This is a genomic window from Bacillus sp. BD48, assembly GCF_046566805.1.
Taxonomy (GTDB): domain Bacteria; phylum Bacillota; class Bacilli; order Bacillales; family Bacillaceae; genus Bacillus; species Bacillus safensis.
This window is the reverse complement of sequence record NZ_JANGFM010000001.1, coordinates 160,268-180,066: the sequence shown is the minus strand read 5'-3', so window position 1 is coordinate 180,066 and position 19,799 is coordinate 160,268. Positions and strand designations below refer to the sequence as shown.

At 41.0% G+C, this 19,799-nt stretch carries 15 protein-coding genes; 13 read left to right on the top strand and 2 right to left on the bottom strand.

What is annotated here, in order from left to right; genetic code table 11:
* Positions 1–186: 186 nt before the first annotated feature.
* The 11 genes from rny to mutL all read left to right on the top strand — a co-directional run bounded on the left by rny (position 187) and on the right by mutL (position 16,296).
* On the top strand, positions 187–1,749 hold the full coding sequence (gene rny / locus ACLGGR_RS00940; protein ID WP_003211958.1) for a ribonuclease Y: 1,563 nt from the start codon (positions 187–189) through the stop codon (positions 1,747–1,749).
* Positions 1,750–1,838: 89 nt separating this feature from the next.
* Complete coding sequence (locus tag ACLGGR_RS00935; protein WP_048239828.1) at positions 1,839–2,633, top strand: TIGR00282 family metallophosphoesterase; 795 nt, start codon at positions 1,839–1,841, stop codon at positions 2,631–2,633.
* Between the two features lie 202 nt (positions 2,634–2,835).
* Positions 2,836–3,096: a stage V sporulation protein SpoVS gene (gene spoVS, locus ACLGGR_RS00930; RefSeq protein ID WP_003211281.1), complete on the top strand. Its 261-nt coding sequence runs from the start codon at positions 2,836–2,838 to the stop codon at positions 3,094–3,096.
* A 202-nt stretch (positions 3,097–3,298) separates the two neighbouring features.
* On the top strand, positions 3,299–6,343 hold the full coding sequence (locus ACLGGR_RS00925; protein WP_410972329.1) for an efflux RND transporter permease subunit: 3,045 nt from the start codon (positions 3,299–3,301) through the stop codon (positions 6,341–6,343).
* A gap of 173 nt (positions 6,344–6,516) precedes the next feature.
* Positions 6,517–7,581, top strand: a complete 1,065-nt coding sequence (gene tdh, locus ACLGGR_RS00920; RefSeq protein WP_410972328.1) for an L-threonine 3-dehydrogenase — start codon at positions 6,517–6,519, stop codon at positions 7,579–7,581.
* The gene (locus tag ACLGGR_RS00915; protein WP_142944858.1) at positions 7,581–8,759 is read left to right on the top strand and encodes a glycine C-acetyltransferase; all 1,179 of its coding nucleotides are present in this window, start codon (positions 7,581–7,583) and stop codon (positions 8,757–8,759) included. Before tdh ends, ACLGGR_RS00915 begins: the two co-directional genes overlap by 1 nt.
* Positions 8,760–8,908: 149 nt before the next feature.
* Positions 8,909–10,435, top strand: a complete 1,527-nt coding sequence (gene miaB, locus ACLGGR_RS00910) for a tRNA (N6-isopentenyl adenosine(37)-C2)-methylthiotransferase MiaB (protein WP_410972327.1) — start codon at positions 8,909–8,911, stop codon at positions 10,433–10,435.
* 1 nt (position 10,436) lies between these two features.
* Positions 10,437–10,871 (top strand): regulatory iron-sulfur-containing complex subunit RicA, encoded by a 435-nt coding sequence (gene ricA, locus ACLGGR_RS00905; protein ID WP_047202216.1) that lies wholly within the window; start codon positions 10,437–10,439, stop codon positions 10,869–10,871.
* Between the two features lie 255 nt (positions 10,872–11,126).
* Positions 11,127–11,672: an outer spore coat protein CotE gene (gene cotE / locus ACLGGR_RS00900; RefSeq protein ID WP_003212450.1), complete on the top strand. Its 546-nt coding sequence runs from the start codon at positions 11,127–11,129 to the stop codon at positions 11,670–11,672.
* Between the two features lie 124 nt (positions 11,673–11,796).
* Positions 11,797–14,373: a DNA mismatch repair protein MutS gene (gene mutS / locus ACLGGR_RS00895; RefSeq protein WP_410972326.1), complete on the top strand. Its 2,577-nt coding sequence runs from the start codon at positions 11,797–11,799 to the stop codon at positions 14,371–14,373.
* A 21-nt stretch (positions 14,374–14,394) separates the two neighbouring features.
* Positions 14,395–16,296, top strand: coding sequence for a DNA mismatch repair endonuclease MutL (gene mutL / locus ACLGGR_RS00890; protein WP_410972325.1), 1,902 nt, complete (start codon positions 14,395–14,397; stop codon positions 16,294–16,296).
* A gap of 253 nt (positions 16,297–16,549) precedes the next feature.
* On the opposite strand, the gene bslA is transcribed toward mutL, so the two are convergent.
* Together bslA and ACLGGR_RS00880 are read right to left on the bottom strand one after the other, a co-directional pair.
* Complete coding sequence (gene bslA / locus ACLGGR_RS00885; RefSeq protein ID WP_410972324.1) at positions 16,550–17,086, bottom strand: biofilm surface layer hydrophobin BslA; 537 nt, start codon at positions 17,084–17,086, stop codon at positions 16,550–16,552.
* A 123-nt stretch (positions 17,087–17,209) separates the two neighbouring features.
* Positions 17,210–17,614 carry a hypothetical protein gene (locus ACLGGR_RS00880; protein WP_142944862.1) on the bottom strand — a complete coding sequence of 135 codons (405 nt, stop codon included), beginning with the start codon at positions 17,612–17,614 and terminating at the stop codon, positions 17,210–17,212.
* Positions 17,615–18,186: 572 nt separating this feature from the next.
* On the opposite strand from ACLGGR_RS00880, the gene ACLGGR_RS00875 reads away from it, so the two are divergent.
* Positions 18,187–18,660: a CarD family transcriptional regulator gene (locus ACLGGR_RS00875; RefSeq protein WP_048239848.1), complete on the top strand. Its 474-nt coding sequence runs from the start codon at positions 18,187–18,189 to the stop codon at positions 18,658–18,660.
* Between the two features lie 308 nt (positions 18,661–18,968).
* Positions 18,969–19,718, top strand: a complete 750-nt coding sequence (locus ACLGGR_RS00870; RefSeq protein ID WP_323646735.1) for a poly-gamma-glutamate hydrolase family protein — start codon at positions 18,969–18,971, stop codon at positions 19,716–19,718.
* Positions 19,719–19,799 lie beyond the last annotated feature (81 nt).

Genomic DNA, 19,799 nt, shown 5'->3' with positions numbered 1-19,799 from the left:
TTCCGACACAATTACAATGGGAATGTATCACTTGTTTTTCTTAACATGATTGATAACTAATTTAAACTTGACAAGGGCAGTGAGGATCTCATTCCCTGTGAAGGCCCTGTATGTTGAGACACAAAACAATGTACATGCCGACACTTTATTTGTAAAACCAAGTTCATAGCAAGAGGAGGTGAAAATATGTCGCCTACGATGTTTACGATCATCTCCATTTTGCTGAGCCTAATCTGTTTAGTTGTTGGCTACTTTGTTCGTAAAACCATTGCAGAAGCAAAAATATCCGGCGCAAGAAACATGGCCGAACAAATTGTTGAGGATGCAAAGCGTGATGCGGAAGCATTGAAGAAAGAAGCGCTCTTGGAAGCGAAAGATGAAATTCATTCGTTTCGTGTAGAGGCGGAGCAAGAAGTTCGTGAAAGACGTAATGAGCTTCAAAGACAAGAAAACCGTTTACTTCAAAAAGAGGAAAATCTTGATCGCAAAGACGAATCTTTAGATAAACGGGAGTCCCTGTTGGAGAAGAGAGATCATTCTCTGAATGAACGACAACAACATATTGAAGAGATGGAAAGCAAAGTGGATGATATGATTCGTTTGCAGAAAGCCGAGTTGGAACGTATTTCAAGTCTAACTCGAGATGAAGCGAAACAAATCATTCTGGATCAAGTTGAAAATGAGCTTTCCCACGACATTGCAGTCATGACGAAAGAATCTGAAAACCGAGCGAAAGAAGAGGCTGACAAAAAGGCGAAAAACATTCTTTCACTTGCGTTACAGCGTTGTGCAGCTGATCATGTGGCTGAAACAACGGTATCTGTAGTCAATCTTCCAAATGATGAGATGAAAGGTCGTATTATCGGACGTGAAGGACGAAATATCCGTACGTTAGAAACGTTAACAGGTATTGACTTGATCATAGATGATACACCTGAAGCTGTCATACTATCGGGCTTTGATCCGATTAGACGTGAAACAGCGAGGATAGCTCTGGACAAGCTAGTCCAGGATGGCCGCATTCATCCTGCACGAATTGAAGAAATGGTGGAAAAATCACGCCGTGAAGTCGATGATTATATCCGCGAGATGGGTGAACAAACGACATTCGAAGTCGGAGTTCACGGTCTGCATCCGGATCTGATCAAAATTCTCGGCCGCTTAAAATTCCGTACAAGTTATGGACAAAATGTCCTGAAGCATTCAATTGAGGTTGCACATCTTGCAGGTCTCATGGCTTCAGAGCTTGGAGAAGATGCAAAGCTTGCAAAACGAGCAGGTCTTCTGCATGACATTGGAAAAGCCATTGATCATGAAGTAGAAGGAAGCCACGTAGAAATTGGCGTTGAGCTTGCGACGAAATATAAAGAGCATCCTGTTGTCATCAACAGTATTGCCTCTCACCACGGTGACCAAGAACCGACGTCTATTATCGCTGTTCTTGTTGCGGCAGCTGATGCATTATCTGCAGCACGCCCTGGTGCAAGAAGTGAGACGCTTGAAAATTACATTCGGAGACTTGAGAAATTAGAAGATATCTCTGAATCTTATGAAGGTGTTGAAAAATCGTTTGCGATACAGGCTGGACGTGAAGTACGTATTATGGTGAAGCCAGATTCAATTAATGATCTTGAAGCTCACCGTCTAGCAAGGGATATTCGTAAGCGAATTGAGGACGAGCTCGATTACCCTGGTCACATTAAAGTGACAGTCATTCGAGAAACTCGCGCAGTAGAGTATGCAAAATAGAGCGGTGCGCTTAGCGCCGCTTTATTTTTTTGTGTAAATATGCAACACTGATAAGAAGATCATTCTAAAAGAGAAAGGGTTCAAAGCGCATGAAAATATTATTTGTTGGAGATATCGTCGGTTCACCTGGCAGAGAGACATTGAAAGAATACTTGCCAAAGCTGAAGAGAAAATATCAGCCGCACTTTACCATTGTCAACGGAGAAAATGCTGCTCACGGGAAAGGTCTAACTGAAAAAATCTATCATGAGCTGCTGCAAGCAGGAGCTGATGTGCTTACAATGGGCAACCATACATGGGATAAAAGAGACATTTTCGATTTCATCGATGACGCAGCCAATATGGTCCGTCCCGCTAACTTCCCAGAAGGCACACCTGGAAAAGGTCTCACGTTTATTAAAAAACAAGGAAAAGAACTGGCTGTCATCAACCTGCAAGGACGTACGTTTTTACCGCCGATTGACTGCCCGTTTCAAAAAGTAGATGAATTAATTGCGGAAGCATCCAAACGGACACCATTTATTTTCATTGATTTTCATGGTGAAGCTACAAGTGAAAAGCAAGCGATGGGCTGGTATACAGACGGCCGTGCATCATGTGTCGTTGGAACGCATACACATGTTCAAACAGCAGATAACCGCGTATTGCCAAAAGGAACTGCGTATATTTCAGATGTCGGGATGACAGGACCTTACGATGGCATTTTAGGTGTTGATCGAGAAACGATCATTAAACGATTCAAAACAAGTCTCCCAGTTCGTTTTGAAATTGCAGAAGGCCGCACGACGTTAAGTGCAGTGATCGTAGAAATTGACGAACAGTCGAAAAAAGCTGTCAAAATTGATCGAATTTTGATAAATGATGACCATATTTTCTTTGAATAAATGTTCACATATTTATTTCAGAAAAATATTAATCAGAAAGAAGGAATATGCGCCCTCTATCGTGAATATAGTAAAAATGGTAGGTAGCCTGCTATTTTTGAAAAACATTTTGGGGATGGATTTTCAAAAAAATAGCATCATCTAACAAAGATTGTTCTAATGAACACTCACTTATCCATTGTAAATTTAAGGGGGAGCAGAAATGGAAATTTTAAAAGTTTCAGCAAAGTCAAATCCGAATTCAGTAGCAGGAGCATTAGCCGGCGTTTTACGTGAACGCGGTGCAGCAGAAATACAAGCAATCGGCGCTGGAGCACTGAATCAGGCGGTTAAGGCTGTCGCCATTGCAAGGGGATTTGTTGCGCCAAGCGGAGTGGATTTGATATGCATTCCAGCCTTTACTGACATTCTGATCGATGGAGAAGAAAGAACAGCCATCAAATTGATTGTTGAGCCACGATAATTCTAATTTTATTATTTTCAACCTGCTTACATCATGTAAGCAGGTTGTTTTTGTTTACCGCTATACATTTCTTATATAACATATTCAGTTCGTGAAATAGATAAAAATGACATATTAGAGCTTGCATTTTTTCACCATGATGATAAATTAAGACTAAGTTGAATTTACTTCATCAAAAATAAATATTTAAGTAGGTGAAATAATGTTTGAAGCTTTTTTGAAAAGAGGAAAGCTTGTTTTTATTTTATTTTTTATCGTTCTCATTGCTGGCGGCTATTTATTCGCGCAGCTTCCTAAACGAGAACTGCCAGAATTCGAGGCGAATCTCGTCACGATTTCTACCGTTTTTCCTGGTGCGGATGCAAAACAGGTGGAAAGAGATGTTACCAATAAGCTGGAATCAGCCCTATCTGATATTAATGGTGTAGAGAAAACGAGCTCGGTTTCTGCCATTGGTTTCTCAAATATTGTGATTGAAATTGAGGACAAAGCCGACTTTCAAAAGGTGGCAAGTCAAATTAAGAATGACACCACAAGTGCTGCATCGTCTTTTCCTGACGGGGTGATGGAGCCGAAAGTAAAGGATGAATTTGGCAGCGTGCCGGTTGGTTCTTATATGATTGTGTCGAGTCAATCATCGGACTTAGCAAAGAGTCAGAAATCGCTGCGTGCATTGAAGGAAAAAGTAGAGGACATCAAAGGGGTAGACAGTGTCGTGATGAAAGGCTTCAATGACAAACAAGCGGTATTAAACTTAGATTCAAATAAGCTGGAGGATGAAGGGTTTAATGTAGCTGATGTCACAAATGCCATCAATGAGGAATTTGACACATCTCCACTAGGCGACATTCGGGCAGGTAAAGAGAAGGTCAAGCTGTCCATCGGTACATATGACCACTTAGATCAGGTTAAAAAGATTGAGCTTTTCTCAAAAACGAAACGAGAGCCGGTCACAATTAGTCAGCTTGGCAGCTTAAAAGAAGTAGAAAAAGAGAAAAGTGATATTGTGTCGTATAAAGGAAAGCCCGCCTATTCATTTACAGTGAATATAAAACCAGGGCTTGATATTCCTAAAATGTATGACAAAGTCAGTGATGTCATTGAGAAAGAAAAGCAGCTGCCAATTGGGGTGGAGTGGATAGACTACTATTCACAAAAAAGTGAAGTGGATGCCATTTTCAATGATTTAATGAAAGAAGCCATTGTTGCAGTCATCGCTGTCATTATCGTCACCACACTTGGTCTTACAATTGGCGGGGCGTTTATCGTTTCACTCGCCATTCCGCTATCCATTACAATTGGAACGATTCCGCTGCCATTTTTACAAGTGGACCTCAATCAAATTTCAATTATCGGGTTTATCATTGCTTTAGGGATACTTGTCGATGATGCGATTGTCGTCAATGATAATATTTTAAGACAGATGAAAAAATACGAAAGTCCGCTTAAAGGAACAATTGCAGGGGTGAAAGAAGTCGCAGGGTCCATTTTGACATCAACACTAGCTGTTGTGTTTGCCTTCCTGCCGCTTGTTTTCTTATCAGGTGCAAACGGTTCATTTATTCGGGCATTACCATCTGTTCTAGTAACGACTGTGCTTGCGTCTATGGTGATTTCGCTGACACTTGTGCCCGTCTATCAATATACTGTGAACCGGAAAAGAAAAAATAAGAAGAGTCAGAAAGAGCCGGGATTCCTAGGGAAACCATTAAAAAGACTGGCTGATTTCTATGCGGACCGTGTGCTGACAAACATTGTGAAGCGGCCGCTCGTTATTGGACTAAGTGGTTTGCTCGTTGCAACGCTTGCCTTTTTACTTATTTTCGTCACACCATTTGAATTTTTCCCTGCGGCGAATAAGAAAGAAGTGGTTGTCACTGTCACGCTTCCAAGTGAAACAACATTAGACAAAACAAATGAAACACTAAAGAAAATAGAACAAGAGATTAAGCAGCAAAAAGGCATTGAAGAAACGGCGATTTTTGCAGGGGGTGGTGTGCCGAACCTGTTTAATGAAAGTATTTCAAATGCAAGTGACCACACCGGTCAAGTTGTTGTGAGAGTAGACAATGATCAGATGACAAGTAAGGAATTGATAGATCGTATGACCGAGCCTTTGCGAGAGAAATTCAAAGAGGCTGATCTCTTTATGAAAACCATTGTACAAGGGCCGCCAACTGGAGCGCCAGTGACAGTAACGGTTGCCGGTGACTCTTTTTCAAAACTCATTGATGTCAAAGAAACGCTGACAAATGAAATGAAAGACAAAGGAGCAAGTTTGATTACGGACGATGTCAATAAGCCGGTGAAAACGATCTCCTTTGAATTAAACCGTGAGCGAATGGCAGAGGATGGGCTCAGTGCTCAGTTTGTCAGCAGACAGCTTGGTCTTGTGACAGAAGGGATTCCATTAGGTACCTTTAAACAAGGAACAGATGACATCGACCTCGTAGTGAAACAAGACATGAGCACACATCAAAACGGACTGAAGCTAAAAGACATCAAGGTGCCTGTGAGTACAAATGAAGGCGGTATGCCTCAACTTGAACCGCTTAGCCGATATGTACAAGAAACAGAAACAGAGCAGTACGAAAGCATTCCACATGAAAATGGCGTTCCGACCATTACGCTGAAGGCGTATCCCGGTGCATCAGATTCGTTTAAAGATGATATGAAAGAAGTCGTCAATCAAGTGGGAAAAAGCGCTGCAGCGAAGGATTTGACCATTTCACAAGGTGGAGAAAATGAAAATCAGACCCAGTTCTTTATTGAAATTAGTCTCTTATTTGCAGTTGTCTTGCTGCTCATTTATGTGACCATTGCTTTCCAGTTCAATTCATTGATGCTTCCGCTGTTAGTTCTAGGAACGGTATACTTAGCTGTATCAGGAGCCATTATCGGACTATTTGTCACACAAACACCATTCAGCTTTATGGCAACAATGGGAATTGTCTCATTGGCTGGTATTGTCGTCCGAAATGCGGTCGTCCTATTCGAATTTATTGAGCAGCGGCGCAAGCAAGGGTTTGATCAACAGACAGCTGTAATTGAAGCAGGGAGAGCAAGGATTAGACCGATTCTCTTAACAGCATTTACTGCACTTGTTGCACTAATGCCTGTTGCATTAAGTGATGATCCACTCTTTAAACCGCTGGCCATCTGCATTGTATCGGGTGTCTTTTTCTCAACAATTCTGACATTATTCATTGTGCCAGCATTATATGTTGCCGTTTCAAAGAAACGCTGACGATGAAAGCAAATCTCTGATCAAAAGGAGATTTGCTTTTTTTAAGAAAAATATTCAAAAAAATATGTGGGGTGTTCATATGTCTTTTTCTAGTAGACAGTGGTATTTACGACTAAAATAAGTCGTGTTAAAATCTGATTGGGAGAAGTTTTTTAACAAAGGGGTTGTACGTCATGTGTGGAACGATGAAAGCAATTGTTAAAAAAGAAAGCGCTTACGGAGCGGTGCTGATGGAGATGCCGATTCCAGAAATCAAAGATCATGAAGTTTTGATCCAAGTGAAAGCCACTTCGATATGCGGAACAGACGTGCATATTTATAATTGGGATGATTGGGCTAAGGGTAGAGTCAAAGCGCCCTACATTTTTGGACATGAATTTACAGGGGAAGTTGTCAAAGTGGGGAAGCAAGTCTCACGAGCAAAAGCAGGGGATTTTGTATCGGCTGAGACGCATGTTGTATGTAATCAATGTTATATGTGCTTAACAGGGCAGCAGCATTTGTGCAGTGAAACGAAAATTTTAGGGGTAGACATTGATGGCTGTTTTGCTGAATATGTCAAAGTACCTGAACAAAATGTGTGGCACAATCCAGCTCAAATGCCAGTAGAGCTTGCCTCTATACAAGAGCCGCTTGGAAATGCTGTCCATACAGTACTGCACACACCTGTTTCAGGTAAGTCAGTGGCGATTTTTGGCTGCGGACCAATCGGTTTAATGGCAATTGCTGTCGCAAAAGCCTCCGGGGCTGTTCAAGTGTTTGCTGTTGATAAAAATGAATACAGGCTGGATCTGGCCCGAAAAATGGGTGCAGATCATATCGTGGATATTGGAAAAGATGATCCAGTGGCGATGATTAAGCAGTTCACGCGGATGGAAGGGGCAGACGTGATGTGTGAGATGTCAGGTCATCCAGCTGCCATTAATCAAGCACTCGAAGCTTGTGCAAATGGAGGAAAAGTCAATATACTAAGCTTGCCAGAACGACCAGTGACAATTGATATTACGAATCAAATTGTATTTAGGGGATTAACCGTGCAAGGGATCACGGGAAGAAAAATGTTTGAGACGTGGCGTCAAGTATCTGAGCTATTAAGAACAAATACCATTGATGTAAAGCCAGTTGTCACTCATACACTGCCATTTGAAGAGTTCGAAAAGGGATTTGAACTTATGCAAAGCGGTACATGCGGAAAAGTCGTACTGATGATGCCATCATATCAAAGGGGGAAGAAATGATGAAAGAATTCACGTATTTACAAGATGAATTGGACACAATGAAGCAGCAAGGCACCCACCAAACTTTGAAAGAGATCGACTCAAAACAATCATCCACTGTTACATTAAATGAACAATCTGTCATACAACTCTCCTCAAATAACTACTTAGGCCTCACCTCACACCCAAGGCTGATGAAAGCAGCAAAAGAGGCAATTGATGAATTCGGTGCGGGTACAGGATCTGTACGTACCATCGCCGGCACAATGACGATGCATGAACGTCTTGAAAAAAAACTCGCTTCATTTAAAAAGACAGAAGCAGCTCTTGTATTCCAATCGGGCTTTACGACCAACCAAGGGGTCTTATCGAGTATTCTGACAAAAGATGATATTGTCATTTCAGATGAACTGAATCATGCTTCAATTATTGATGGAATCCGATTAACAAAAGCAGATAAAAAGGTATACGGTCATTCCAATATGGAAGAGCTGGAGAAGATTTTGAAAAAATCAATGAATTACCGTGTCCGCCTCATCGTTACAGACGGTGTGTTCTCGATGGATGGAGATATCGCGCCACTTCCTGAGATTGTCAGGCTCGCAGAAGCATATGATGCATTTGTGATGGTAGATGATGCGCATGCCTCGGGTGTGCTTGGTGAGAATGGCCGCGGGACGGTCAACCATTTTAAACTCGACGGCAGAGTGCACATTCAGGTCGGGACACTTAGTAAGGCTGTCGGAGTGCTCGGCGGCTATGTGGCTGGTTCAGCGGTTTTAGTTGATTATTTAAAACATAAAGCAAGACCGTTTTTATTCAGCACATCACATCCGCCAGCTGTGACTAGAGCGTGTGAAGAAGCGATTGAAGTGCTGTTAGATGAACCGGAGCGAATCGATACACTTTGGGAGAACGCCGCTTATTTTAAAGAAAAGGTCATCAGCCTTGGATTTCAAGTCGCCCCAACAGAGACACCGATTATCCCAATCATGATTGGAGACGAAGCACTTACTTTTCGTTTTTCAAAGGCTTTAATAGAACGAGGTGTGTTTGCTCAAGGCATCGCCTTCCCAACTGTAGCAAAAGGCAAGGCAAGAATTAGAGCCATCATCACAGCCGAGCACACAAAAGAAGAACTAGACCGGGCACTGACAATCATTGAAGAAGAAGCAAAAAAATTAAACATACTTGATTAAGAGAGCGCAGGCTCTCTTTTTCTTTTTGTGAAAAATGGTTATGACTAATAGGCAATTTTCATAGAAGAACCGCATATGATTTATTTTCAATTCATCACAAAATAGTCTATACTGTAGGGTGGAACTTGGTTTGAAAGGAGTACAAATTCATGAATGAAGAGCAGAGAAAAGCGAGCGGACAAGTAAGTTCATCGGACAAAAAATCCGAGAAGGACTACAGCAAATATTTTGAAGCTGTGTACATTCCGCCTTCCTTAAAAGATGCAAAAAAACGGGGTAAAGAAGAAGTCGAATACAATCAATTTCAAATTGACGAGCAGTTTCAAGGGTTAGGGAACGACCGCAAGTTTTATATTCGCACATATGGCTGTCAAATGAATGAGCATGACACAGAAGTGATGGCTGGTATTTTTATGGCGCTTGGCTATGAACCAACAAACTCAACGGAAGATGCGAATGTCATCTTATTAAACACTTGTGCTATTCGTGAAAATGCGGAAAACAAAGTGTTCGGAGAGCTTGGACATTTAAAAGCATTAAAGCGTGAAAAGCCAGATTTAATTTTAGGTGTCTGCGGATGTATGTCACAAGAAGAATCTGTCGTCAATCGTATTTTGAAGAAACACCCATTTGTTGACTTGATTTTCGGCACGCACAATATTCACCGCCTGCCAGAGCTGTTATCTGAATGCTACCTTTCAAAAGAAATGGTGATTGAGGTTTGGTCAAAAGAAGGCGACGTGATTGAGAACCTTCCGAGAGCACGTCAAGGTAAAATCAAGGGCTGGGTGAACATTATGTACGGCTGTGATAAATTCTGTACATACTGTATCGTGCCTTACACGCGCGGTAAGGAAAGAAGCCGCCGCCCAGATGAAATTATACAAGAAGTCAGACGTCTAGCGGCAGAAGGATATAAGGAAATTACCCTTCTTGGACAAAACGTGAATGCATATGGAAAAGATTTTGAAGATATGGAATATGGTCTTGGCCACTTGATGGATGAGCTGCGAAAAATTGATATTCCGCGTATCCGTTTTACAACAAGTCACCCGCGTGATTTTGACGATCACTTAATTGAAGTGCTGGCCAAGGGCGGAAACCTTCTCGATCATATTCATCTGCCAGTTCAATCCGGAAGTTCTTCTGTGCTGAAGCTTATGGCGAGAAAATATGATCGTGAGCGTTACCTTGATCTTGTGCGCAAAATCAAAGAAGCTATGCCTAATGCTTCATTAACAACGGACATTATTGTTGGATTCCCAAATGAAACAGATGAGCAGTTTGAAGAAACACTTTCCCTCTATCGCGAGGTTGAGTTTGATGCCGCTTATACGTTCATTTATTCTCCAAGAGAAGGAACGCCGGCAGCGAAAATGAAAGACAACGTGCCAATGCGTGTGAAAAAAGAACGTCTCCAGCGCCTAAATGCACTTGTGAATGAAATTTCTGCGAAAAAAATGAAGGAATATGAAGGGCAGATTGTCGAAGTATTAGTAGAGGGTGAAAGTAAAAACAACCCTGAGATCCTAGCCGGATATACAAGTAAAAGCAAGCTTGTGAATTTTAAAGCACCAAAAGAAGCGATTGGCAACATCGTCAAAGTGAAAATCACACAAGCCAAAACTTGGTCTCTTGACGGAGAAATGGTTGGAGAAGCTATCGAGGTGAATTAAAATGACACTTTATTCAAAGAAAGAGATTGTCGAGCGCGCAAGAGAGCTCGCTAAAATGATTTCTGAAACTGAAGAAGTTGATTTCTTCAAAAAAGCAGAAGCGCAAATCAATGAAAATACAAAAATTTCAACGATCATTAATCAAATTAAGGCGCTTCAAAAACAAGCTGTAAATTTAAAGCATTACGGCAAACATGAAGCCTTAAAACAAGTCGAAGAAAAAATCGATGCCCTGCAGGAAGAACTGGATGACATCCCAGTAATTCAAGAATTCAAAGAATCACAAACAGAAGTCAATTCCCTGCTTCAGCTTGTAGCGCACACGATTTCGAATCAAGTAACAGATGAAATCATTCTTTCAACCGGCGGTGACCTCTTATTAGGAGAAACCGGTTCAAAAGTGAAAAACTCATCACCAAGTTGCTCCATTAAATGAGAAAACCCCGCAGATGCGGGGTTTTTTGCTTTCCTATTACCATTTTTCGAAAAGCGCTCCCTATTCTTTTTCATGCTTCATCGCCTCCAAACCTCTCACTCTCCAACTTTTCCAATTTTCAAGGCAAGTTTATGGGCGACCATGCATACACTGAAACAGAAATGAATTTAATTGAACATGAAGTTCAAAATCGTGACACACTAGACGAATGCCCAGCATAAGATAAAACGATCAAGAACAAGGAGGCATGCCGGAATGTCTGAATACAGAGAAATTATTACAAAAGCGGTGGTTGCAAAAGGGAGGAAATTCACCCAAAGCACACACACCATTTCTCCATCGCAAAAACCAACCAGCATCCTAGGTGGTTGGATCATTAATCATAAGTATGATGCTGAAAAGGTCGGTAAAACCGTTGAGATCGAAGGAACATTTGATATTAACGTATGGTACTCTTACGCTGACAACACGAAAACAGAAGTCGTCACAGAGCGTGTGAAGTATGTAGACATCATTAAACTGAGATATAAAGATAAGAATTTCCTTGATGATGAGCACGAAGTGATTGCGAAAGTATTGCAGCAGCCCAATTGCTTAGAAGTGACCATTTCTCCAAATGGCAATAAAATTATCGTTCAGGCAGAGCGTGAATTCATTGCTGAGGTAGTCGGTGAAACAAAAATTGTTGTAGAGGTCAATTCAAGCTGGAAAGAAAAAGATGATCACGAGTGGGAAGAAGAAGTGGATGAGGAGTTAGAGGATATTCATCCAGAATTCCTAGCAGGTGATCCAGAAGAGTAATGAATGACTAGGGCGCATATCCCCCTAGTTTTTTTGTGCCTGTACTAGGAGAAAAAAGGTGATTTTTTATGCTATAATGTTAGATGGTATGAATTCGAAAGTAATATAGTGAGGGATTAGAAATATGGCAAGTTATACGCCCATGATACAGCAATATTTAAAGATCAAGGCAGATTATCAAGATGCCTTTTTATTTTTTCGCTTAGGCGATTTTTATGAGATGTTTTTTGATGATGCAAAAGAAGCCGCGCAAGAACTAGAAATTACGTTAACAAGCAGAGACGGCGGAACAATTCCAATGTGCGGCGTTCCTTATCATTCTGCTTCTGCATACATAGAACAGTTGATTTCAAAAGGCTACAAAGTCGCCATTTGTGAGCAGGTGGAAGACCCTAAAACGGCAAAAGGTGTAGTTAAAAGGGAAGTCGTTCAACTGATTACACCAGGTACCGTTATGGATGGTAAAGGATTAAGTGAAAACGAGAACAACTTTATTGCGTCTGTTACCAGCTTTCAAAATGGGTACGGTCTTGCGCTGTCTGATTTATCAACAGGTGAAAATATGGCGGCTTTCATCGATCGATTAGAAGAAGTCGTGTCAGAAATTTATTCTGTCGGTGCAAAAGAAATTGTGGTGTCAAAGCAGCTGGATGAGGAAACAGTCAAAACACTTAAAGAACGCTGCCAAGCGACCATTTCATACGAAGATAGTGATGAATTATTAGATGAAGCTGAACGGCTCGTTTCCCATCTAGATGAAAAGTTAAAAACGGCATTTTTAACGCTATATGCCTATTTAAGAAGAACACAAAAAAGAAGCTTGGATCACCTTCAAAAAGTTCAAGTGTTTGAGCTTGAACAAACGATGAAAATCGATCTTTACTCAAAACGAAACCTTGAATTAACAGAAACCATTCGTTCAAAAAGCAAAAAAGGCTCTTTATTATGGCTGTTAGATGAAACAAAAACAGCGATGGGCGGCAGACTGCTCAAGCAATGGATCGACCGGCCGCTCATTCGTCTTTCGCAAATCAACGAGCGTCAGGAAATGGTGCAGATTCTGATGGATCATTTCTTTGAGCGAGAGGATCTGCGCGAACGATTAAAGCAAGTATATGATCTTGAGCGTTTAGCGGGCCGCGTAGCATTTGGCAACGTGAATGCCCGTGATCTCATCCAGCTCAAGGAATCCTTAAAACAAGTACCGGATATTAAACAACTCGTTCATTCATTACCAGAGGAAATGGCTAAATCAAGAGCGAATGAGATTGATCCGTGTGGCGACTTGCTAGATTTATTAGAAGATGCACTTTATGAGAATCCGCCAATGACGATAAAAGAAGGCAATTTGATTAAAGATGGCTACAATGCAAAATTAGATGAATACCGTGATGCCAGCCGAAACGGAAAGGACTGGATTGCACGGCTTGAACAGCAGGAAAGAGAATATACCGGCATTCGTTCCTTAAAAGTCGGTTTTAATAAAGTGTTTGGTTATTATATCGAAGTGACACGCGCAAATACACATCTGCTGGAGGAAGGGCGTTATGAAAGAAAACAAACGCTTGCTAATGCAGAGCGGTATATCACACCTGAATTAAAAGAAAAAGAAGCACTAATTCTTGAAGCAGAATCAAATATTAACGAATTGGAATATGAACTATTTACAGCTCTCAGGGAGCAAGTGAAAGGCTATATTCCTAGATTACAGCTGCTTGCAAAACAAATGAGTGAGCTGGATGCGCTTCAATGCTTTGCGACTGTTAGTGAAAAGCGCCGTTATATCCGTCCGGAATTCTCAGAGGATGAAGTAGATGTCAAAGATGGCCGTCACCCTGTCGTTGAAAAAGTGCTGGATCACCAGGAATATGTACCGAATGACTGCCATATGGGAAAAGGCAGACAAACCTTACTCATTACTGGACCGAATATGTCAGGGAAAAGTACGTATATGAGACAAATGGCGCTCATCTCGATTCTTGCGCAGATTGGCTGCTTCGTGCCTGCGTCAAAGGCGACGCTTCCAATCTTCGATCAAATCTTTACACGTATTGGTGCAGCAGATGATTTGATTTCTGGTCAAAGTACTTTTATGGTAGAGATGCTTGAAGCAAAAAATGCGATGGTGCATGCAACGAAAAACAGCTTGATTTTATTTGATGAAATTGGACGTGGGACAAGCACCTATGATGGAATGGCTCTTGCACAGGCGATCATTGAATTTGTTCATGATCATATTGGGGCTAAAACCTTATTCTCTACACATTACCATGAGCTCACGGTCCTTGAATCTCAATTAAGCGAGCTGAAAAATGTTCATGTACGAGCTGAAGAGCATGAAGGCACGGTCGTTTTCTTACATCAAATCAAAGAAGGTGCAGCTGATAAAAGCTATGGTATTCATGTAGCACAGCTTGCTGAATTGCCTGATGCCATCATTAATAGAGCCCAGACGATCTTAACTGAGCTTGAGAGTGGATCACATGACGTGACCCCGCGCGTATCTGCAGCACCAAAAGCAGAAAAGACTGAAGAAAAACAGCAGCTATCTTTCTTTGAAGTAGAAGAAAAACCGCAGCCAAAAGCTGCCCTAAAACAGAAAGATCAAGCGGTCATCGACGAATTAAAGTCATTCAACTTAATGGATATGACGCCGCTTGACGCCATGACAAAGCTGTATGAATTGCAAAAGAAATTATAATGTAAGGTGAGGTGAGCAGAAATGGCAAAGATTATTCAGTTATCCGATGACCTATCCAATAAAATTGCTGCAGGTGAAGTGGTCGAGCGTCCGGCTTCTGTTGTAAAGGAGCTTGTGGAAAATGCGATCGATGCAAAAAGTACAGTGATTGAAATCGATGTAGAAGAAGCAGGTCTTTCTTCTATTAGGATTATTGATAATGGTGTTGGAATCGATGCTGAAGATTGTAAGCTCGCCTTCCAGCGTCATGCAACAAGTAAAATCAAAGATGAAAATGATCTGTTTCGTGTGAGAACGCTCGGATTCAGAGGAGAGGCGCTGCCAAGTATCGCGTCCGTCTCTCATCTAGAAATGAAAACAAGTACTGGTGAAGGTGCTGGGACACACTTAGCTCTGCAAGGCGGGAAGATCATTTCAGAGAAAAAAACCTCTGGCCGCCGAGGCACGGAGATTGTGGTCACCAACTTATTTTACAATACGCCAGCCCGCCTAAAATACATGAAAACCGTTCATACGGAACTTGGCAATATATCGGATGTGGTTAATCGAATTGCGCTAGCTCATCCCGAAGTATCAATCCGCTTGCGTCATCAAGGGAAAGTCCTGCTTCAGACGAATGGAAACGGGGATGTGCGTCATGTACTTGCAGCCATTTACGGGACAGCTGTGGCCAAAAAAATGCTGCCGCTACACGTACAATCACTTGATTTTGAAGTAAAAGGGTATATTTCCTTACCAGAAGTGACGAGAGCATCACGGAATTATATGTCTTCTGTTGTAAACGGCCGATATGTCAAACATTTTCCGCTCGTGAAAGCGATCCATGAAGGTTATCACACGCTGCTTCCGATTGGCCGTCATCCAATTACATTTATTGAGATGAAGATGGATCCAATTTTGGTGGATGTGAACGTTCATCCTTCAAAGCTTGAAGTGAGACTAAGTAAAGAGCAGGAACTTCATGAGCTGATTAAACAAGGGATTAAGGAAGTATTTCAAAAGCAGCAGCTCATTCCAAGTGCTTCTGTGCCAAAAAAAGCACCAATGCCAGCTGTGAAAAATGAGCAGCAATCCTTAACCTTCGATGCGAAACAAGGAAACCAAAGCCCACCAGAAAAACCGCTATCCTATCAGCCGGAGCCGCTCGAATCGATCGTATACGAGACAAGTCATACCGAAGCATACGGAATACCGAAACAAGAGAAGACGGAAGCATCATCACCAGTATTTTATGAAGAAGCCTCATCTGAGCGTAATCATTTAGAGGAATCCGCCGCTTCACTTGAAAATGTAGAGACGGTACTGCACGAAGAAGTGACAGAAGGAATTCCAGAAAATGAACGCGTCCCTGTGATGTATCCAATTGGGCAAATGCACGGCACATATATTCTAGCTCAAAATGAACGAGGGCTTTATATCATCGACCAGCATGCAGCTCAAGAGCGAATTAAGTATGAGTATTATCGTGAGAAGGTGGGAGAGATCGAACAGGAAGTGCAAGAAATGCTCGTCCCCTTAACATTTCACTACTCAAAAAACGATATACTGATTATTGAAGAGCATATGGATATTCTAGCGAAAGTGGGTGTCTTCTTAGAGCCCTTTGGTTCAGGAAGCTACATTGTTCGGTCGCATCCGCAGTGGTTTCCGAAAGGTGAAGAGTCTGAACTGATCGAAGAGATTATAGAGCAAGTGCTTGATGAAAAGCGTGTTGATATCAAGAAACTGAGAGAAGAAGCGGCGATTATGATGAGCTGTAAAGGCTCAATTAAAGCAAATCGTCATTTGCGTCATGATGAAATCAAAGCCTTATTAGATGAACTTCGGCAAACGAAGGATCCATTCACCTGTCCGCACGGCCGGCCAATCATCATCCATCACTCGATATATGAGATGGAGAAAATGTTTAAACGGGTGATGTGATATAAAAAAAGCGCTCTTATTAGAGCGCTTCAGCGTGTAGACAAACCCTCGCATTCTTTGTCAGTCCTGCGCGCTGGTGCTCACGAATGTCAAATTCGCTCCGCGCCAGTGCTCGTCCTTCCTAGACTGCAAAGGTTTTCTATCACGCTGAAAGGTTTTCTATCACGCTGAAAAGAAGACAAAGGGCTAAAATAAAGATCATTTTAGCCCTTTGTCAACAATCTGAAGCGCTCTTATTAGAGCGCTTTTTTATTTAGCAACCGCAAGGATCTGGCGGTGTGACCACAACTGGTCGTGTATTAATATCAATCGTATCTTCTGCATAAAATGTGGAACCGATGCTGAGTGCTCGATTTTCTGCGCGGAACGTATATGTACCTGCAGCAGGAAGTACTTTATGTGAAAGCTTTAATGTATATTTGGAAATTCCAAGTAAATCCAATCTGAGCGGAATACGGACCGTTTGGCCGTTGTTCAAAATGTAGCTGTCTTTTAATGCTTTTCCGTTCATAATGTCTTTAGTTGTTGCTTGAAAACCCTTTGGCAGAGTGAACTCAACCGCACCAAGACTTAGAACAGAATTTGGGCTGTACGTCAGCTCGATGTCAGAAAAAGACCATTCCTGCTTACTTGCTCCTGTAATTTTTGCGTAAAGTGCAGCTGGTCTTGCATTGGTTGATGCTTTGCCTTCCTCTGTTTTGGCTCCTTCAGCAGATGCAGAAAGCGGTACTGACAGTGCCATAACCAATGTGAGCATCCCCATCATAAGAATTGTCCATGTTTTTTTCATTTCTTCCTTCCCCCTTGTTGAATATAGGTAAATAATAGATGATTACACCCATTATTTACCTATAATGTTACCATATTACCATATGGTATTAAATGGTATATTATACCCTTATTTTGTCATTCTTTAGTAATAGCGGGGAAGAAATGCATTTGGTTGATTCATTCCGTAAAAATGGCCTGCCATTTGCTGGTTTGTTGGCATCATCATATGCATATCTTGATATCCGTATGGATGGTATGGCATCATCCCGTATCCACCATAATGGCCTAGATGGTGGTGATCTTTCATTGGAACATGCTTTGAAAAGGAATCATGCTGATTTGGAAACGCTGAATAGGCTGAATGATGATGTGGATGGTGCGCGTTATACACATCTTTTTTGCCGCTATGATAATGGTTTGGCATATTCATATGATCATGCATGTTTGGCGCGACCATATGCTCATGATTGGCTGTATACACATTTTCAAATGTGTGATAGGGGTTTCCTTGGTGATAATGATTCATTTGGCTGTTCATATCGTTCATGTATATCTCATCCTTTATGTCAGGTTGCCATATCCTATGAGACAGATCTGCTTCATGAGCCTATCCATATGAAAGAAAAAAAACCGGCTTTTCAGCCGGGAAAAGAAAAAGCAGGTAAAGCGTCAAGTCTTAAATGGTGTAGCTATGTCTTCTTCTACGACGCTTTTTACATCTGCTGCAGACACTTTTAGGAAAATAGCAGGGATCGTAGCTTCGAGAAGTATCCCAAAAATCGCTCTCAAACCATTTATCTTTTTTATGATGAAACTTTTTTTCTTTACATGGATCCTCATGGTGATGATCGTCATGCTTTTTATGACAGTCTGAGTGGGAATGTTTGCACTTGCATTTGCACATTGTCATCCCTCCTAAATGTGACTCAATGCTAGTATATGCAAGAAAGAGTCATGAGGACTGGATGCTCTCGCTTCTTTTGTAAAAAAAGGCTTTTTCTGAAAAAACTCAAATAAAAATAATTGACTAGTGCTAAAATAACATGATAAAATATAAATTTTTATCCTCTGATGAAATGTGTTATAATGATATTGTGAATACTTTCGGAGGTGGCGGATTTGTTTCAAATAGGTGATAAAATTGTTTATCCAATGCATGGAGCCGGTGTGATTGAAGGAATGGAAGAAAAAGAGATTTTAGGTAAGACGCAGGAATATTTTCTGATTCAAATGCCGAATATGCAGATGATGGTCCCAAAAGGCAGAATCAATCAACTAGGTATACGTCCGGTTGCAGATCAAGCAACGCTGAAAGTTGTGATGAACAATTTTGCAGAAGAAACAAACGACGACACGCTTACTTGGAAGCAAAGATATGATGAAAATCTGAAAAAGCTAAAAACAGGTGCGATCGAAGATGGTGCAGACGTTGTCAAAGATCTAATGAGACGAAATCAGAAGAAAGCATTGAATTCAAGTGAGAAGAAGATGCTTGAAGATGCTAGAGGCATGTTAGTGAGTGAGATTTCACTTGCACAGGGACTAACGCAAGATGAAGTAATGTCAGCTTTAGAGAATGAATTAAGAATATAATGATGATATACAGAGACTGGCTGTAAATAGAAGGGGACACTCCTTTTGTTTACAGCTTTTTTGTTTGAAAAAAGAGTAATATTGCCATTTTTGTAGGTGGTTTTAACTAAAATTGAAATGAGGTCATACGATTTAGTTTTTATGTACACAACAAAAATTCAAAGACCTCTGAAGTACCTAGATGATATTAAAAACAGGTAAGTTCTCCTGATTCATTCAAATGAGCCGGACAACCTTTGAATTTTCTAAGCCATTAATAGTAAAATATTGCGGTAAGATGACACCTAAGAGAAAAAAGGAGCGGTGAAATGAAAAGGCTACTAATATGTGGATTCATCTTTCTTATCCTGTGTGCTCTTATAATGGTGAAATGCAGCCATTCTGTTCAAGAAAAAAAAGAGCAAAAGCAGCATCATCAAGAGGTAGAAAAGTATCAAAAAGAGCGAAAACAAGGTGATCAATATGAAAGCTTTAAACAGCTCATACGATATGAAAGAGAAGGGTATGAGATAGAATTTCACGAAAAGGGCGGAAGTGATTTACTTGTATTTTCTCCTCATGGAGGTGAAATTGAACCAGGAACAAGTGAAATTGTAGAAGCCTTTCAAGAAAGGTACTCTACGTATTTGTTTGAAGGTACGAAGAAAGACAATAACCGGGACCTGCATATCACGAGTACCAAGTTTGATGAACCCATTTTGGTTCAAATGATTAAAACGTATCCCTTTTCAATATCCATCCACGGCTATAAAAGTGATAAAAGACACACGCTCGTTGGCGGCACAAATGAAAAAATGCAAAGAGCGGTTGTGCGAGAACTAAAAGATCGAGGATTTTCCGCAGAAATGGTACAAAAAGGCGAACGGCTTTCTGGTACAGATCCCAAAAATATAAATAATCGAAATGCAAGTGGTGAAAGCGTTCAGCTAGAAATTAGTACAGCGCAAAGAGAAGCTTTTTTTGACAATTTTGATACGAGAAAAGGAAAGAAAAAAGCATTCAGACGTTATATCAATGCGTTAAAAGAAGTACTAAGAGAATTCGATCCGTCTTCTTAAAAAAAGGTTTTGATGGGCAAAAGTACTCTATTTAAACTTGGTAAAAAAGATAGGAATATGCGATTTGAACATAAAATATGT

Excerpts from the sequence above, each read along its gene's own strand:
- rny (WP_003211958.1), top strand. The coding sequence starts at position 187 with ATGTCGCCTACGATGTTTACGATCATCTCCATTTTGCTGAGCCTAATC.
- ACLGGR_RS00935 (WP_048239828.1), top strand. The coding sequence starts at position 1,839 with ATGAAAATATTATTTGTTGGAGATATCGTCGGTTCACCTGGCAGAGAG.
- spoVS (WP_003211281.1), top strand. The coding sequence starts at position 2,836 with ATGGAAATTTTAAAAGTTTCAGCAAAGTCAAATCCGAATTCAGTAGCA.
- ACLGGR_RS00925 (WP_410972329.1), top strand. The coding sequence starts at position 3,299 with ATGTTTGAAGCTTTTTTGAAAAGAGGAAAGCTTGTTTTTATTTTATTT.
- tdh (WP_410972328.1), top strand. The coding sequence starts at position 6,517 with ATGTGTGGAACGATGAAAGCAATTGTTAAAAAAGAAAGCGCTTACGGA.
- ACLGGR_RS00915 (WP_142944858.1), top strand. The coding sequence starts at position 7,581 with ATGAAAGAATTCACGTATTTACAAGATGAATTGGACACAATGAAGCAG.
- miaB (WP_410972327.1), top strand. The coding sequence starts at position 8,909 with ATGAATGAAGAGCAGAGAAAAGCGAGCGGACAAGTAAGTTCATCGGAC.
- ricA (WP_047202216.1), top strand. The coding sequence starts at position 10,437 with ATGACACTTTATTCAAAGAAAGAGATTGTCGAGCGCGCAAGAGAGCTC.
- cotE (WP_003212450.1), top strand. The coding sequence starts at position 11,127 with ATGTCTGAATACAGAGAAATTATTACAAAAGCGGTGGTTGCAAAAGGG.
- mutS (WP_410972326.1), top strand. The coding sequence starts at position 11,797 with ATGGCAAGTTATACGCCCATGATACAGCAATATTTAAAGATCAAGGCA.
- mutL (WP_410972325.1), top strand. The coding sequence starts at position 14,395 with ATGGCAAAGATTATTCAGTTATCCGATGACCTATCCAATAAAATTGCT.
- bslA (WP_410972324.1), bottom strand. The coding sequence starts at position 17,086 with ATGAAAAAAACATGGACAATTCTTATGATGGGGATGCTCACATTGGTT.
- ACLGGR_RS00880 (WP_142944862.1), bottom strand. The coding sequence starts at position 17,614 with ATGAACGATATGAACAGCCAAATGAATCATTATCACCAAGGAAACCCC.
- ACLGGR_RS00870 (WP_323646735.1), top strand. The coding sequence starts at position 18,969 with ATGAAAAGGCTACTAATATGTGGATTCATCTTTCTTATCCTGTGTGCT.